This window comes from Gilliamella sp. wkB112 (genome assembly GCF_001690685.1).
Classification (GTDB): Bacteria; Pseudomonadota; Gammaproteobacteria; order Enterobacterales; family Orbaceae; genus Gilliamella; species Gilliamella apicola_J.
The window spans coordinates 515694-533800 of the sequence record NZ_LZGL01000017.1; the positions used below are offsets into that span (position 1 = coordinate 515694).

An 18107-nucleotide genomic window follows, 5' to 3' on the forward strand; every position below is an offset into this window, starting at 1 on the left:
GCTTGCGGATTATACGCTTGATTAAGTATATAAGCAAGTGAATGAATATTATTAAACTGGTAACAGACCTATTGTCACTTGCAATTCAATTTTTTCTCCATTACGCAACACTACTATGGGGACGATTGTGCCAGGTTTCAACTCTGCTATTTGATCCATGGTTTCTACAATAGATTTTACTGGTTTATTATCTACCATGACTAAAATATCATTAGCTTGGATACCCGCCTCTAATGAAGGGCCTTCTGCATTAGTCACCAAAATACCTAACATTTCAGGTTTATCACTAGGATTTTGTGTTGGTGCAAACTCCAAGCCATCAATACCAATATAACCCCGAATAACTTTACCATCTTGGATTAATTTATTCATTATTTTTACAGCTAATGAGGTTGGAATAGCAAAACCAATCCCTTCAGGAACTTCATTACCCATATTTTTGGCAAAGGTAAGTGTATTAATACCAACCAACTCCCCTTTAGTGTTAACTAATGCACCACCAGAATTACCATGATTAATCGAAGCATCTGTTTGAATAAAGTTTTGCCTTCTGTATGGGCTTAAACCATCACGCCCTGTTGCACTGATAATTCCCTGTGTAATAGTCTGCCCTATATTGTAAGGGTTACCTATTGCCAGAACAACATCCCCTATTTTGGGTTCGCGATTAGGATTAATGTGAATAGTAGGAATGTTAGCGGCCTCAATTTTCAGTACAGCAATATCCACAAGCTTATCTGAACCAACAGATAAAGCTTCGAAAATACGACCATCTTGCAAAGCAACAATGATTTGTTGAGCTCCATCAATAACATGATAATTAGTAATAATGTAGCCAGATTCACTCATAATTACTCCTGAACCTAAAGGTGTAATGGAGTTATCTTGTGATTGTTGAGGTATAGTATTAATGGAACGGCTATAAATATTAACAACTGCGGGGGCTGCCATTTTCACGGCATCAGAATAACTTAATGGATCATTATTAAAAATAGATACTGAAAAGCTAGATTGCTTTCCATTACGTAATGAAGGAAAAATAATTAATAATACCAGCGCTAAAACAGCACCAATTAATATTGGCCATAGTAGTTTTTTAAGCATTTATAATAAAGATCATAATAAATAAGTATAAATGATTTTATCATATCTAGATACAGGTTAAAATTTTTGTTTTTGTCGATGCCTATGCACCGACAATACAACAAAAAATTACCGTAAAATTAGATAAATACGACTATCACCACGTATAATATTTAAAGCAATTGCTGATGGATTACTATCAATAATTTTACGTAAGTCGGCAATAGTATTCACCCGTTCTTTATTAACTCCAGTAATAAGATCCCCTTCTTGTAAACTTAAACGAGATGCTGGTGAATTTTTAGCTATACTTTCTATTAAAACACCTTTTTGCCCTTTAACCTCACCATTACTTAAAGTTGCACCATCGAGAGCCACATGAAGTGATTTTGCTTCAGTTGTGGATTCATCACTATTTTTTAACTTAACATCAACTGACAACTGTTTACCATCACGGATTAGTCCTAACTGTACAGTTCTACCGGCACCAGTCGTAGCAATTTTAGCCCGCAATTCAGCAAAGCTATTCACTGGTTTATCATCTATGGAAATAATAACATCACCTGATTTAATACCGGCAGCCTTAGCTGCTGAATCATCCATAACTTCACTAACAAAAGCTCCTTTTTGAACATCTAAATCAAATGCTTTGGCTATATCTGAAGTTAATTCGTTACCCTTTATACCAAGTACCCCTCGTTTAACTTCTCCATATTCAATAAGTTGTGAAGTTAAACTTTTAACCATATTACTTGGAATTGCAAAACCAATACCAACATTACCACCACTAGGTGCTATAATAGCTGTATTAATACCGACTAATTCACCATTTAAATTAATTAACGCTCCACCGGAATTACCTTGATTAATAGAAGCATCTGTTTGAATGAAATTTTCAAAACCATTCATAGTCAAGCCACTGCGAGCTAATGCAGAAATAATCCCCGAAGTCACTGTTTGACCAATACCAAATGGATTCCCAATGGCTACCGCATAATCACCAACACGTAATTTGTCAGAATCAGCTAACTTAATTGCTATTAATTTTTTGGCATCATCAATTTTAAGTAATGCAATATCACTTTGAGGATCTTTACCAATTAGTTTAGCTTTATATTCATGCCCATCATTGAGTACTACTGTAATTTTATCGGCATTATCAATAACGTGATTATTTGTTACAACATATCCTTTATCAGCATCTATGATTACCCCTGAGCCTTGACCTATAAATGATCTTGATTGACTATCAGGGTAACCGAAAAATCGTCTAAACTCCTCTGGCATGTTATTTTGCATCTGTGCTGTTCCTTCTACTTTTATGCTTACTACAGAAGGTAACACAGTTTCTAACATAGGAGCTAAACTCGGTTGTTCGGTATCATTACTGTTGGTAATTGCTGGGAAAGTGGCATAGCTGCTTGGTAAAGAAACCAAACTAATACCTAAACTTAAAGCAACCAAACTTAATAACCTCTTAGATTTTCGTAATGAATTGTTCATAATACAACTCTCTCGCTTATGTTAAAGAATTTAATGTTTTCGATAATGCTTCGCCAGATTACTCTGGCGAAAATAGACAGTAACAATTAGGATTTATTTTCATCATTTTTGAACAACCCAGATGGGTTATCAGAATAGTCTTTAGGTTGTTTTTCAAGAGTAAGTTCTTTTGTAAGACTAGAATCATTATTGGTATCCAGATCAATCACTGGCATATCATTGCCGGAAATTAATTGTCCGGAGTTTTCAGCCATATGTTGATAAAGTCGTCGGAAATCTTTAGCCATATTATCTAATATTTCAGCACTATGTGAGAAATGTTTAACAATCATTTGTTTTTGAGCACTTAATTCTTCTTGAGTTTGCTCAAGTTCACGTTTAACTTTAGCATATTTACGGGCTTTCGGACTAATGATACTCATAAAAATTAATCCAATAACAAAACCAATTACTAACCCAATGACAAGATAAGTCATCATATCTTTATCCATATTTCACTCCTTGTAGTTGTTCATTATTTAATTATATTAAATTATTTTCTTATGTTTATTTATTTTGCATGGTTAGCAAGTTTTATCAATTGTTTTTTTAATTTATCTGGTGCATCTTCTGCTAATGTGTATAACAACATAGCACTATTGTTGGTCATTATACTTGATAATTTAGCTTTATTGGATATTTGATTAACACCCTCTAATGGTTGTAATGTAATATCAGGATTAATTTGATATTGAATAGAAGATAAGGATGGTAATATTCCTTTACGCAACGCTGAAATTATATTTTCTTGTTCATATTTCAATCGAGTCAACCAGTTAGCTGAACTAACTTCAATAATTAAAATACCATGTCTATAATTTGCTACTCTACATTGCTTATTTAATGGAGCTGGCAATAAATCATTAACTAGATTAGCTAATTCACATAGAGCAAGCGTTCTTTCTTTAATCTGTAACAACGAAGAATTTCGCGTCAAAAGTGCTACTAACTTTTGTGGTTCATTTTGACGCATAAATTATGTCCTATTTTCAATTAAAATCCCAAATCTATTTTTTGAAAAATATCTACTAATATTAAATAATTTACCTTATTTATTACTAAATGTCTTATCAAAAAAATGAATTTACAATTTATTGAAATTATCCTATTAATTTAATAATAAGTAGTATCTAATTTTATGAGCCAATAGTTTAATCAAAAGCTATGCTTTAAAAGCATGTAATCGATTCATAGCTGCGTCAATACCTTGGGATAGTAAGATATCAGTGCAACTGATTGATTCATCAATTGCTTTATCAATTAATTCTTGTTCTGATTTGGAAGGTTTATTGAGAACATAACCAACAACTTTATTTTTATCACCTGGGTGACCGATCCCTATTCTTAACCGATAAAAATTAAGATTATTACCTAATTTACTAGCAATATCTTTTAAACCATTATGACCACCATGACTTCCACCAAATTTAAGTTTAGCAATACCAGGGGTAAGATCTAGTTCATCATGTGCCACTAATATTTCTTCAGGTCTAATTTGATAAAATGTTGCCATAGCTTGCACAGCTTTTCCACTTAAATTCATAAAAGTGGTTGGTACCAATAAACGAACATCATGACCTGAAAGATTAATTCGAGAACTATAGCCAAAAAATTTAGGTTCGTTTTTTAATGGTTGATTATTTCGCTCTGCAAGTAAATCGACAAACCATGCCCCTGCATTATGCCGAGTTGCTGCATATTCGTTACCAGGATTAGCTAACCCTACAATAAGTTTGATTGTTGTCATGATTTGATATTAACTATTAACATATTAACTATGTACTTTAATTTATTAAAATGCCCCAAAATGGGGCATTTTAATAGTTTAAGTGAATGTTAGTAATGAAACATCGCCGAAATTGATTCTTCATTACTAATACGACGAATTGCTTCAGCAAGCATGCCAGATAATGTTAATTGGCGGACATTTTTTAATGTTTTTACTTCAGCCGAAAGTGGAATTGTGTCACAAACTATTACTTCATCAATTGCAGAATTTTTAATATTACTAACAGCTTTACCTGAAAAAATTGGATGTGTTGCATAAGCAAAAACTCGTTTAGCTCCTCGAGCTTTTAAAGCATCGGCACCTTTACATAAAGTACCTGCAGTATCAATCATATCATCAACTAAGATACAATCTCGATCCGCAACATCACCAATAATATTCATTACTTCGGCTTCATTGGCTCTTTGACGGCGTTTATCAATAATCGCCATATCAGTATCATTAAGCAATTTAGCAATAGCTCGAGCACGCACAACTCCACCGATATCCGGTGATACCACTATTGGGCGTTCAAAATCACGTTGTAACATATCTTCTAAGATAACAGGACTACCAAATACGTTATCAACAGGTACATCAAAAAAACCCTGAATTTGCTCGGCATGAAGATCAACTGTTAATACCCGATCTACACCAACTGTTGATAGAAAATCAGCAACAACTTTAGCAGTTATAGGCACGCGAGAAGAACGAACACGACGATCTTGCCTTGCATAACCAAAATAAGGAATTACCGCAGTAATGCGGCCAGCAGAAGCTCGACGCATCGCATCGATCATAACCAATAATTCCATTAAATTATCATTAGTAGGGGCACAGGTTGATTGGATAATAAAAACATCTTCACCACGGACATTTTCATTTATTTGAACATTTACTTCTCCATCGCTAAAGCGACCAACAACAATATCTCCAAGAGAAGTATAAAGACGATTAGCTATACGCTTTGCTAGCTCAGGTGTGGCGTTACCAGCAAAAAGCTTCATATCAGGCACGAGAAATCCTCAAGCATGTTATTATGATTACTCATTCGTAATCGGTTAATCTGGGTCTATAATTATATAATCATTTATGGAACATCCTCAACTATTAATATAAAAATATATAATAATTTTTTTATATATATCACTTTAATCAATAAAGTAATAAACAATAATATGTTTTTTGATGAGACCTCAAAATCAGGTAAAATATTTAATAACTAAAAAATTTAAACTTTAATAAATCCTATGAAAAAAGTAGAAAAAGTAATGAACGAACAATTAAATTCTAATAGCAAAGACATAAAATCTAAAAGAACTATTCGTAGTTTTGTTTTACGCCAAGGCCGTCTAACTAAAGGACAAGAACAAGCTCTATCAAATTTATGGCCTATCTATGGAATTGAATATACCCCAAATTTAGCAGTCGAGTTCAACCCAAAAGAATCAGTCATTTTAGAAATTGGATTTGGTATGGGGGCCTCATTAGTTGAAATGGCTAAAAATGCACCTAATAAAAATTTTTTAGGGATTGAGGTCCATAAACCAGGTGTTGGTGCTTGTTTAATGGCTATTGATGAAAATAAATTATCTAACTTAAAAGTTATGTGTCACGATGCAATAGAAGTTTTAGAGAATATGATCCAGAATAATTCGTTGGATAAAGTACAAATTTTCTTTCCAGATCCTTGGCATAAAGCTAGACACAATAAACGCAGGATTATTCAACCAAATTTTGTTGAACTCATTTTGCAAAAACTAAAAACTGGTGGTGTATTACATTTAGCGACAGATTGGCAAAACTATGCTGAACATATGCTTGAAGTATTAAATCAAGCCGAAGGATTTGTGAATTTATCACCAACTGGAGAGTATATTCCTCGACCAGAGGATAGACCGATCACCAAATTTGAAAAACGCGGTCAAAACTTAGGCCATGGCGTTTGGGATTTACAGTTTATAAAAAAATAATCCTAATAACCTAAATTACCAACATCATAATACTAATAAAAAATTAGGTGGTTGGAGTAATAAAATTGCCAAAATAAATTAATAAAGAAAATTGCGATTTTATATTGGCATATTTACATAAACAAAGATGGATAAAAAATAATGAATAACCACTATCAATTAGAAAAAGTTGTTATACTAAGCAGGCATGGTATTCGCACACCATTACTTAATACACTTCAATTTCTCAGTAAAGTAACGCCATTTTCATGGCCGCAATGGGATCATCCTTTTGGGTATTTGACTACGCGAGGTGGTACATTAGAGTCTTATTTTGGGCATTATTTATCGTTATGGTTAGAAAAACATAATATAAAGCTTTCAGCAAATAATTCCGAATTATTTGTTTATGCTAATAGTTTGCAAAGGACCGTTGCTACAGCACAATTTTTTATAACCGGAGCTTATGCAGGGCAAGATATTGTTATACAACATAAATATCCGATAGAAAAAATGGATCCAATTTTCGATCCGAGCTTGCGCAAAGATTCTCCTGAATTTAAACAAAACGTATTAGATGACATTGATGAAGCAGATAAAATTGAATCTATCTTCAAAAATCTTGCACCTTCTTTTGAATTACTTTCTGATATTTTAGATTATAAAAGTTCTGATTTATATGCAAAATATCGATGTAAATTAGCCGACATTCCAAATGAATTATATTTTAAGAAAGGTGAAGAACCGGCACTTCTTGGATCTTTAGCTATAGGTATTTCAGCTGCTGACGCTTTTTTACTACAATATTATGCTGACTTTCCAAAAGAACAAATAGCGTGGGGAAAAATTGATAATCTTAGCCAATGGCAACAAATTATCAATATTCGTAATCAATATATTAATTTATTATGCCAAACTAAAACACTCGCCAAACATGCTGCTGCTCAGTTAATTGATATGATTAGTAATTTAATGCAACATAATGGCAGTAAAGTCAACTTACTTGTTGGTCACGATAGTAATATAGCATCACTACTTAGTGCTCTGCACTTTAAGCATTATCAACTCCCAGAACAATTTGAATCAACACCAATTGGCGGTAAAGTTGTGTTACAACGCTTTCGCCACCAAACATCTGGAAAATTCTTTTTTAAAGCGGAGTATGTTTATCAAAGTTTCGAACAACTCCATTCAGGGCAAGCCTTAGATTTAAATAACCCACCAAAACATTTCCGACTTGAACTGGAAAATGCAACAGTGAATAGTGATGGTTTTTATGACTGGCTTGATTTTGAAAAGCGCTTAAATATCACTCAATTATAATTGTTCGGATGAATACCTTTAACTTCTACTGATACTTATTAGTAGAAGTAAACAATATTAGTATTTTATTTCGATAAACTTTTTAAAATTATATGGTAATTAGATTAATCCAACTATGCATACAAATGAATGTCTAACCAATACAAGAAATATCATTTAAAGCAAACCTAATGTAATCGATTTCAAAAATCAAAGTTAAACACCGTATTATAGCTTCTGAATAGAGTCTTATTTATATAATAATGTCAGTATAATTCTCCGCTATTGTTTTTTAATGCATAAATAATTGTTATTCTTACCATAAAAAAATATTGAAACATTAGTCCATACTGAAACTATTTGACAAAAAAATAATAATTAAAATGTAACCGATTTCACAAAATGATACATAGATCACTTTTTTTGACAATTTTTGATGATACGATCCCCATCAAAGTATAGCTTTTTATGTTTGCATTACTATGTAAACGATATCTAAATAAATGAGTAATCATTTAAAGATTAGCAAAGGACGTTCATTATGAATCAAACAATTAAGTCAACATTACATAATAAAAATTATTGGATATTTAGTATCTATTTCTTTCTCTACTTTTTTATTATGGGTGCTTATTTCCCATTTTTCCCTGTATGGCTAAAAATGAATGGATTAGATGAAGCTAATACTGGATATGTTTTTTCGTTTATTTCCTTATTTGCTCTTTTCTTTCAACCTTTATTTGGATTAATTTCAGATAAACTAGGACTAAAAAAACATCTCCTTTGGATTATTACTTTACTACTTGTTCTATTTGGACCATTTTTTATTTTTGTCTTAGGCCCCTTACTTCGCTTAAATGTTACAGTTGGAGCAATTGTAGGTGGGTTTTACCTTGGAATGGTATTTAGTGGCGGAGCACCAGCAATTGAAGCTTTCGTAGAAAAATTAAGTCGACGTAGTGGTTTTGAATTTGGTCGCGCTAGAATGTTTGGTTGCTTTGGATGGGCCATTTGTGCTTCATTTGTTGGTATTATGATTTCCAAAGATGTAAATGCTGTTTATTGGTTATGTTCTGGATTTGCTTTAGTCTTATTATTTTTAGTAAAAATAGCGGATCCAGAAAAAAACTCGACAACAGAAGTTATCGAACAAATGGGATTAAATAAACCAGAACCATTTAATTTAAAACTTGCTGTCGATTTACTTAAAATGCGCAAAACATGGTTCTTCATGCTTTATATTGTTGGTGTTGCTTGTACTTATGAAGTATTTGATCAGCAATTTGCAAATTTTTTCACCTCTTTCTTTTCGAGTGAACAAATAGGTCGTGAAGCATTTGGGTATGTTACAACACTTGGAGAATTTTTAAATGCTACTGTTATGTTTTTTGCCCCACTTGTCGTTATGAAAATAGGTAGTAAAAATACATTACTGATTGCTGGAACAATTATGTCAATACGTATTACAGGATCTGCATTCGCCACTACGGCTGTTGAAGTAGTAATCTTAAAAACATTACATATGTTTGAAGCACCGTTATTATTAGTTGGTGCGTTTAAATATATTACTAAACATTTTCCTATTAGGTTATCTGCAACTGTTTATCTAATTGCATTTTGTTTTGCAAAACAGTTATCAATTATGTTTATGTCAATCTTTGCTGGTTTAATGTATGTTAAAATAGGATTTGAAGGAGCGTATTTAGTACTTGGGTTTATTGCGTTTAGCTTTACACTTATTTCTTCCTTCACATTATCAGGGCGAGGTCCTTGGGATCTATTTAAAAAAAATAATAGTCAGCAATCGTAAGATAAACCAAACTTCGCTAGGGACATAACAACATATTAAGGTTTAATTATGAAAATATTAGTAACAGGTGGTTGTGGATACATTGGTAGTCATACTTGTGTACAATTAATTCAGTCTGGTTATACGCCTATAGTCATTGATAATTTATTTAATAGTAAAGCTTCGGTCTTGGATAGAATACAAGAAATTACCGGGCATTGTGTCGAATTTTATCAAGGAGATGTCTGCGATGAAGAACTATTAGCTAAAATATTTGCAGATCATAATATAAAAGCCGTTATCCATTTTGCTGGCTTAAAGGCAGTTGGGGAATCAGTACAAAAACCCCTAGAATATTATGAAAATAATGTTTACGGTAGCATTGTACTTATGAAAGCAATGCGTGCAGCGAATGTTAAACAATTGGTATTTAGTTCTTCAGCAACCGTTTACGGCGAACTTGCCCCTGTACCATATGTTGAAACACTACCTCAAGGCTTGCCAACTAGCCCGTATGGTAAAAGTAAATTAATGGTTGAACAATGTATAATGGATTTAGCCATAGCCGAACCTGATTGGTCATTAACATTACTTCGTTACTTTAATCCTGTTGGAGCTCATCCTAGCGGTCTAATGGGAGAAGATCCACTTGGTATTCCTAATAATTTAATGCCGTACATTACGCAAGTCGCGATAGGTAAACGAGAGTCTTTAGCTGTATTTGGTAATGATTATCCTACCCCTGACGGCACCTGTGTTCGAGATTTTATTCATGTAGTTGATTTAGCTGATGGTCATATTGCAGCGCTTAAAGCCGATCAAAATAAAGCTGGTGTTCATATTTATAATTTAGGTTCTGGCATTGGTTACAGTGTACTGGAGCTAATTAAAGCCTTCGAAAAAGCTTCTGGAAAATTATTAAATTGGCACTTTGCCCCTCGTAGATCAGGTGACTTACCAGCATTTTGGGCTGATGCAAACAAAGCAGAACGAATATTAGGCTGGAAAACAAAATTAACCCTTGATGATATGGTAAAAGATTCATGGCATTGGCAATCTAAAAACCCTCAAGGTTATCCGGATTAATTAATCAATAAATATTTATAAAAAAGCAATTTCACAAAAGAGGCAAAAATGGACATTTTTAATCCTGTTGATCACCCTCATCGCCGGCTAAACCCATTAACGAATCAGTGGGTATTGGTCTCTCCTCACAGAGCAAAACGCCCATGGCAAGGTCAACAAGAAACATTAAATGAAGAACAGAAACCAAGCTATGATCCAACCTGTTTTTTGTGTTCAGGAAATCAACGCGTCACTGGCGATATAAATCCCCAATATACTGGTACTTTTGTCTTTACTAATGATTTTGCTGCATTAATGAAAAATACACCTGAATCACCTAAAAACCAAGATCCTTTGTTTCAAATGCAAAGTGCCAAGGGGACCAGCCGCGTTATATGTTTCTCACCAGATCATAGTAAAACATTACCTGAGCTTGATCTACCTGCGATTGAGGCAGTAATTAAAACTTGGATTAATCAACAACTAGAACTAAGTGAACATTACCCTTGGGTACAAGTATTTGAAAACAAAGGAGCAGTAATGGGATGCTCAAATCCACACCCTCACGGGCAAGTTTGGGCAAATAATTTTATTCCCAATGAAATTACGCGAGAAAATTATAACATGCGTAATTATTTTGAAAAAAATCAAAGTAATTTGCTCGTTGATTACGTAGCTAAAGAATTGGTAAATCAAGAACGAATTGTTGTTGAAACTGAGTATTGGCTTGCCGTGGTACCTTTTTGGGCTATCTGGCCGTTTGAAACTTTATTATTACCCAAAATACATATTCCACGATTAACCGAATTAACTAATAAGCAACAGGTTGATTTAGCCATTGCGCTTAAAAAATTAACGAGTCGCTATGATAACTTATTTCATTGTTCTTTCCCCTATTCAATGGGATGGCATGGAGCTCCTTTTATTGAAAACACAACCGATTATTGGCAAGTTCACGCTCATTTTTATCCCCCTCTATTACGTTCAGCTACAGTAAAAAAATTTATGGTAGGTTATGAAATGTTAGCTGAAGTACAACGAGATTTAACACCAGAACAAGCAGCAGAAAAACTGCGCAATGTAAGTGATATACACTACAAAGAGAAAAAGGATAAGTAAATGAAAGAATTAATTGAAAAAACATCTCAGTCTTTTGAAAACTACTTCGGTTGTAAACCAGATACAATTGTGCAAGCACCTGGCCGAGTGAATCTAATTGGGGAACATACCGATTATAATGATGGTTTTGTTTTACCTTGCGCGATTAATTATCAAACGGTGATAACTTGCCGTAAACGGTCAGATAATATTTTTCGAATAATTGCAGTCGATTATAATAATCAACAAGATGAATTTTCTTTAGATAATCCTATCGAAAAACACCCTACTTACCAATGGGCTAACTATGTCAGAGGAGCTATAAAATATTTAAAAAAATATGCTAATAATATCCATGGTGTTGATTTTGCAATTAGTGGAAATGTTCCTCAAGGGGCAGGATTAAGCTCATCAGCCTCACTCGAAGTAGCTATCGCCAAAATGTTTCAAGTGCTTTATGACTTACCTCTTAATGGCACTAAATTAGCCTTAATAGGTCAAGAGGCCGAAAACCAATTTGTTGGTTGTAATTGTGGTATTATGGATCAATTAATATCAGCGCTTGGTCAAGCACAACATGCATTACTTATTGATTGTCGTTCATTAGAAGCTAAACCTGTTCAAATACCTGAAAATTTTTCTGTTGTCATTATTAATTCCAATATCAAACGCGGTTTAGTTGACAGTGAATATAATACTCGTCGAAAACAATGTGAAGCAGCGGCTCAAGCTCTTGGTGTAAAAGCATTACGAGATGCAACAATCTCTGACTTACAAAAGATTAAAGACACCCTTGATCCAATTGTTTTTAAACGTGCTCATCATGTCATTACTGAAAATGAACGTACACTTAAAGCATCCCAAGCTCTCGCAAAAAAGAATTATAAATTACTTTCTCAACTTATGGAGGAAAGCCACCAATCAATGCGTGATGATTTTGAAATTACTGTACCTGCAATCGATTATCTAGTTGATATTATTCATAACTTGATTGGTACAGATGGTGGCGTACGTATGACAGGTGGAGGCTTTGGTGGGTGCGTTGTAGCTTTAGTACCCAAAGATAGAGTTATAGCAGTTAAGACAATCGTCCATGACAATTATTATAATAAATTTGGTATTAAAGAAGATTTTTATGTTTGCCAACCTAGCGAAGGAGCCCATGCTTTATGTCTATAGTGAAAATAATAACTCTTAATAATAAGCAAGGTATGAGCATCAAAATATCAAATTGGGGAGCCACTTGGCTTTCTTGTATTTTGCCAGTTGAGGGAAAAAAACGAGAAGTTTTGTTAGGTTGTCAGTCTTTAGAACAATACAAACAACAAGATGCCTATTTAGGCGCAACAATAGGTCGTTATGCCAATCGTATAGCTAATGCATCAATTAAAATTAATGGCAAACTTCATTCATTAATTGCTAACCAAGGCATGCACCAACTACATGGTGGAAAAATAGGTTTTGATAGGCATTTGTGGGATATTCAAAAACAATCCGACCAACAGGTTACTTTTATTTTAATCTCTCCTGACGGTGACCAAGGTTTTCCTGGAGAACTTACTACTACAGTAACCTATACTTTAACTGATGATAATCAAGTTACTATTACTTTTAATGCTACAACAACTAAATTAACTCCAGTCAATTTGACTAACCATGCCTATTTTAATCTTGATGGAGAAACTGGCAAAGATATTCTTTCTCATACTTTACAAATTAATGCTGACTACTATTTACCTGTTGATATTAATGGCATTCCAACCCGTGATTTAACCAGCGTTACCGAACATGATATGGATCTTCGTCAACCAAGGCTTTTATCAGACAGACTCTTTGAAAGCTCCGAGCGCCAGTTAGTTGGTGGATATGATCATGCTTATCTTCTGAATAAAACCCAATCTATAGGAGCACAACTTACTTCTTCCGATAACAAATTGGTTATGGACGTAATTACAACTAAACCAGCTCTACAGATATATACTGGTAATTTTTTACAACATACACCAAATAGAAAAAATGGAGAATATAATAACTTTGCAGGAATCGCATTAGAGGCACAATTTCTACCCGATAGCCCTAATCACCCTCAATGGCCACAACCTAGCTGTTGGTTAGAACCAAATCAAGCTTATCATCATCATACAACTTATCGATTTAGCACAAAATAATTAATACTATATTTCCAATAACTATTGATGAGCATATAAACCTCATCAATAGTCACAATAAATTTATAATTTACAATTAAATTTAAACCTTTTGTAAGAACATTTCAGAAGAAACTTACCTTTAAGTATAAAATACAAATGTAATTTTAATCAGGTTAAACTAACAATTTTTGCTAAAATTCTGTATGATATAATTATGTTTGCTTATGGATGATTAATAAATGAAAAGCAATATATTAACCGCTATTTTTCCAGGAACATTTGATCCTATTACTAATGGGCATATTGATCTCATTTTGCGAGCATCACTACTTTTCCCTAGATTAATTATAGCTATTGCTGAAAATCCAACTAAAAAAACATTATTTGATTTAGATGAACGGGTCAACTTGGCATCAACTTCAGTTGAACATTTACTCAATGTTGAAGTCATTGGTTTTAATAACTTAATGGCAGATTTTGCCCAAACTCATAATGCAACTGTCATTGTCCGTGGTGTAAGAACTACCCACGATTTTGAATATGAAAGGCAACTTGCTGAAATGAATCGTTCTTTAAAGCCTGATTTAGATACCATATTTTTGATGCCATCAATTGCCATGGGCTTTATTTCATCAACCATTGTTAAGGAAGTTGCTTTCCATGGTGGAGATATTTCAAATTTAGTGCCCAAGCATGTCAAAACAGAATTAATAAGGCGAACGGCTTAAATTTAGTAATTAATATGGTTAATTTTTACACACCTAAAAAAAAGAAAATAGCCCCTCAGCAATTAACTGTAACTATTTCGAGCCTAGATAGCTTTGGGCATGGAGTTACTCATCATAAAGGTAAAACAATTTTTGTTAAATCTGCTTTGCCAAATGAGATTGTTGATATTCAATTGACCGAAGATAAGAAAAATTACGCTAAAGCAAAAGTAATTAAATATCATAACAAAAGTGCAGAACGTATAATTCCTAAGTGTGACTATTATCAAAAATGTGGTGGCTGTGAATTACAACATATTTCATCACATTTACAACAACAGTCAAAATATGACGCTCTCATTAAACTGTTACAAAAAGAAAGTGGTGCATTTTTGGAGCCTGTTCTTGCTCACTCACCACAGATCATAGCAGATCAACCATATCATTATCGCCGACGAGCCCGACTTGCAATTAATATTATTAAGGGCGAATTGTATATTGGTTTTCGCCAAGCCGAATCAAATCAAATAATTAATATTGAACACTGCCCAGTTTTGGTGCCACAATTAGATAAACTATTGGCTCCATTGCAACATTGTTTACGAAAAATCAAACAGATAAATGCATTAGGACATATTGAATTAATTTATGTTGATAGCGGAATTATTTTAGTTTTAAGGCACACAAAATCACTCACTGAAACTGATACTAATTTACTAAAACAGTTTGCCCAAAATCACAACTTATCTTTGTATTTACATGGTGATGATTTAGTACATATTATTGGTAAAACTGAACATTATTACCTCATAAACCATTTAAAATTAACCTTTAGTCCGCTAGATTTTATACAAGTAAATAGTAAAATTAATCAGAAAATGATTACTCAAGCACTTGATTGGTTAGATTTAAAATCAACTGATGAAGTTTTAGATTTATTTTGTGGCATGGGTAATTTTTCATTGCCTATGGCAACATTATGTAAATCCGTTACAGGAATTGAAGGTGTTAACGCACTAGTTGAAAAAGCCAAATTTAATACCATATTAAATAGTAGTAACCTTTGTGCTAAATCTAATTTTTTAACTAGCAATTTGGATGATAGTCAGCAATTTTTAAGATGGAGTCAGACAACTTTCAATAAAGTTTTATTAGATCCTGCAAGATCTGGAGCTTTAAATGTAATAATTGAAATTGTAAAAATTAAACCATCAAAAATTGTTTATATTTCGTGTAATCCGGCTACGCTAGCTAGAGATAGTAAACTATTGATCGCTGCTGGGTATCAAATTGCTAAAGTGGCTATTTTAGATATGTTTCCACAAACTAAGCACATTGAATCAATGTTATTGTTAACCAAATCAGGATAATTAATTATGGTATCAATTAGGGGCGCGCACCAACACAGTGAAGAGCATTACTCACTTGCTCAATTTGATGTCGAACAATGGGCAAGGGAAGAATTATTATTAATAAATCCTGATTCTTATAAAAAATTTAAAGATATATGGGATTTCTGTTTTGAGAATAGTGCCGGTGCCCCTGAACAGATTCGCTGTTTTGAAAATGCAGTAGAAATGGTTGAGATTTTATCTACCCTTAATATGGATATAAATAGTCTATGTGCTTCATTATTATTCCCGTTTCTAGATGCTAAAATTATTCGCCGAGAAGATATCCCTGAAGATTTTGACCGTAAAATTGTCCATATCATTTCTAGTACCATTAGAATGAAAGAAATCCGCCAACTTCGAGCAATTCGAAATGGTCATGCTACAACTGAACAAATCGATAGTATTCGTCGCATGCTACTAGCAATGGTAAATGATTTTCGTAGTGTAGTGATTAAATTAGCAGAACGTATTACTTATCTACGTAGCTTGATGAACGCACCAAAAGAAGAACAAGTTTTAGCGGCAAAGGAGTGTTTTAACATTTACGCTCCGCTAGCTAATCGTTTAGGGATTGGTCAATTAAAATGGGAATTAGAAGATTTTTGTTTTCGTTATTTACAACCTGATGAATATAGATTTATTGCTGAAAAATTACATGAAAAGCGGATAGACCGTGAATTATACATCAATGATTTTGTTGATAATCTTCAAGCAATGATGAATAAAGATCATATCCGTGCTGAAGTTTATGGGCGACCTAAGCACATTTATAGTATATGGCGAAAAATGGAACGTAAACATCTACAATTTGAAGAGCTTTACGATATCCGTGCTGTGCGCATTATTTGTGACCGGATTGAAGATTGTTATAACGCTTTGGGTATTGTTCATAGTCATTACCAACATATTGCCAAAGAATTTGATGATTATGTGGCAAATCCGAAACCGAATGGTTATCAGTCCATTCATACTGTGGTTTATGGACCTCAAAACAAAACTATTGAAATTCAAATTCGAACAGAACAGATGCATAATGATGCAGAGTTAGGTATCGCTGCTCATTGGAAGTACAAAGAAGGTAGTACCGACAAAATGACTGCTTATGACCAACGAATTTCGTGGTTACGTAAAGTATTAACTTGGCAACAAGAAATGTCGGAAAGTGGTGAAATTCAAGAAGCTGTGCGCAGCCAAATCTTTGATGACCGTGTTTATGTATTCACACCCAAAGGTGATGTCGTTGACTTACCGGCAGGTTCGACTCCACTTGATTTTGCTTATCATATTCACAGTGATGTAGGGCACCGCTGTATTGGAGCAAAAGTCGAGGGCCGTATTGTACCTTTTACTTATATTTTAAAAACTGGCGATCAAGTTGAAGTTATTACTCAAAAACAGCCTAATCCTAGCCGAGATTGGTTAAATCCTAATACTGGATTTGTAAATAGTAGCCGAGCTCGAGCCAAAATCCAAGCTTGGTTCAAAAAACAAGATAGAGATAAAAATATTGCCGCTGGTGAGCAAATTTTAGTCGGAGAACTTGAGCCATTAAATATTAGTTTAAAAAGCGTCGAGAAAATTTTAATTAATAAATATAATGCGCATTCATTTGATGAAGTTTTAGCTGGTATTGGCAGTGGGGATGTCAGAATTAACCAGTTAGTAAACTTCTTAAATGCACAATTCAACAAACCAACTGCTGAAGAAGAAGATGAAGCAGCATTAAAACAAATTACTCAAAAATCAAGTAACCAAACCAAAAACACACCTAAAACAAATAACAACAAAAACGATGAAATTATAATTGAAGGTGTGGGTAATTTAATGTATACCATCGCAAATTGTTGCCGCCCTATTCCTGGTGATCCAATTATAGGGTTTATTACCCAAGGTCGTGGAATCTCTATTCATAGAAGCGATTGTGAACAGTTACAAGAATTAAAAAACCACGCTCCTGAACGTATTATTAAAGCAATTTGGAGTAGTAAACGTCAAGCAAGTTACACCATGATAACCCGTGTTGTGGCTAACGATCGCAGTGGCTTATTGCGTGACATCACTACCATCTTAGCTAACGAAAAAGTTAATGTTTTGGGGTTATCTAGTCGAAGTGATACAAAACAACAATTAGCTACCATAGATATGGATATGGAAATATTCGATCAAGACTCGCTAAACCGCGTACTAAATAAGATTAAACAATTACCTGATGTTATTGAAGCTAAACGTCTAGGATAAACAGTACTTTTATTTGCCA

The 18107-nt window shown here is 33.6% G+C and carries 16 protein-coding genes; 10 read left to right on the forward strand and 6 right to left on the reverse strand.

Going from position 1 to position 18107, the window contains the following annotated elements; genetic code table 11:
• Positions 1-51 precede the first annotated feature (51 nt).
• The 6 genes from degS to A9G12_RS09075 form a co-directional block, all read right to left on the reverse strand.
• Complete coding sequence (gene degS / locus A9G12_RS09050) at positions 52-1104, reverse strand: outer membrane-stress sensor serine endopeptidase DegS (RefSeq protein ID WP_065565501.1); 1053 nt, start codon at positions 1102-1104, stop codon at positions 52-54.
• 108 nt (positions 1105-1212) lie between these two features.
• Positions 1213-2586: a Do family serine endopeptidase gene (locus A9G12_RS09055; protein WP_065565502.1), complete on the reverse strand. Its 1374-nt coding sequence runs from the start codon at positions 2584-2586 to the stop codon at positions 1213-1215.
• Between the two features lie 86 nt (positions 2587-2672).
• Positions 2673-3077, reverse strand: coding sequence for a YhcB family protein (locus tag A9G12_RS09060; RefSeq protein WP_081299716.1), 405 nt, complete (start codon positions 3075-3077; stop codon positions 2673-2675).
• 59 nt (positions 3078-3136) lie between these two features.
• The gene (locus tag A9G12_RS09065; protein ID WP_065565503.1) at positions 3137-3598 is read right to left on the reverse strand and encodes a DUF721 domain-containing protein; all 462 of its coding nucleotides are present in this window, start codon (positions 3596-3598) and stop codon (positions 3137-3139) included.
• Positions 3599-3787: 189 nt separating this feature from the next.
• Positions 3788-4372, reverse strand: a complete 585-nt coding sequence (pth, locus tag A9G12_RS09070) for an aminoacyl-tRNA hydrolase (protein ID WP_065565504.1) — start codon at positions 4370-4372, stop codon at positions 3788-3790.
• 89 nt (positions 4373-4461) lie between these two features.
• Positions 4462-5409, reverse strand: a complete 948-nt coding sequence (locus tag A9G12_RS09075) for a ribose-phosphate pyrophosphokinase (protein WP_141674134.1) — start codon at positions 5407-5409, stop codon at positions 4462-4464.
• A gap of 255 nt (positions 5410-5664) precedes the next feature.
• On the opposite strand from A9G12_RS09075, the gene trmB reads away from it, so the two are divergent.
• The 10 genes from trmB to relA all read left to right on the forward strand — a co-directional run bounded on the left by trmB (position 5665) and on the right by relA (position 18088).
• Positions 5665-6366, forward strand: coding sequence for a tRNA (guanosine(46)-N7)-methyltransferase TrmB (trmB, locus tag A9G12_RS09080; RefSeq protein ID WP_141674135.1), 702 nt, complete (start codon positions 5665-5667; stop codon positions 6364-6366).
• A gap of 141 nt (positions 6367-6507) precedes the next feature.
• A complete protein-coding gene (locus A9G12_RS09085; RefSeq protein ID WP_065565506.1) occupies positions 6508-7668 on the forward strand; it encodes a histidine-type phosphatase in 1161 nt (386 codons plus the stop codon).
• A 520-nt stretch (positions 7669-8188) separates the two neighbouring features.
• Positions 8189-9457, forward strand: coding sequence for an MFS transporter (locus tag A9G12_RS09090; RefSeq protein WP_065565507.1), 1269 nt, complete (start codon positions 8189-8191; stop codon positions 9455-9457).
• A 48-nt stretch (positions 9458-9505) separates the two neighbouring features.
• Positions 9506-10522: a UDP-glucose 4-epimerase GalE gene (galE, locus tag A9G12_RS09095; RefSeq protein WP_065565508.1), complete on the forward strand. Its 1017-nt coding sequence runs from the start codon at positions 9506-9508 to the stop codon at positions 10520-10522.
• Between the two features lie 48 nt (positions 10523-10570).
• Positions 10571-11620, forward strand: a complete 1050-nt coding sequence (gene galT / locus A9G12_RS09100; RefSeq protein WP_065565509.1) for a galactose-1-phosphate uridylyltransferase — start codon at positions 10571-10573, stop codon at positions 11618-11620.
• Entirely contained in the window at positions 11621-12778 is a 1158-nt protein-coding gene (galK, locus tag A9G12_RS09105) for a galactokinase (protein ID WP_065565510.1), read from the forward strand. It begins immediately after the preceding gene.
• On the forward strand, positions 12769-13767 hold the full coding sequence (gene galM / locus A9G12_RS09110; protein ID WP_065565511.1) for a galactose-1-epimerase: 999 nt from the start codon (positions 12769-12771) through the stop codon (positions 13765-13767). Before galK ends, galM begins: the two co-directional genes overlap by 10 nt.
• 221 nt (positions 13768-13988) lie before the next feature.
• Positions 13989-14477 (forward strand): pantetheine-phosphate adenylyltransferase, encoded by a 489-nt coding sequence (coaD, locus tag A9G12_RS09115; RefSeq protein ID WP_065565512.1) that lies wholly within the window; start codon positions 13989-13991, stop codon positions 14475-14477.
• Positions 14478-14491: 14 nt separating this feature from the next.
• The gene (rlmD, locus tag A9G12_RS09120) at positions 14492-15826 is read left to right on the forward strand and encodes a 23S rRNA (uracil(1939)-C(5))-methyltransferase RlmD (RefSeq protein ID WP_065565513.1); all 1335 of its coding nucleotides are present in this window, start codon (positions 14492-14494) and stop codon (positions 15824-15826) included.
• A 6-nt stretch (positions 15827-15832) separates the two neighbouring features.
• Complete coding sequence (relA, locus tag A9G12_RS09125) at positions 15833-18088, forward strand: GTP diphosphokinase (protein ID WP_065565514.1); 2256 nt, start codon at positions 15833-15835, stop codon at positions 18086-18088.
• The last annotated feature ends 19 nt before the right edge of the window (positions 18089-18107 follow it).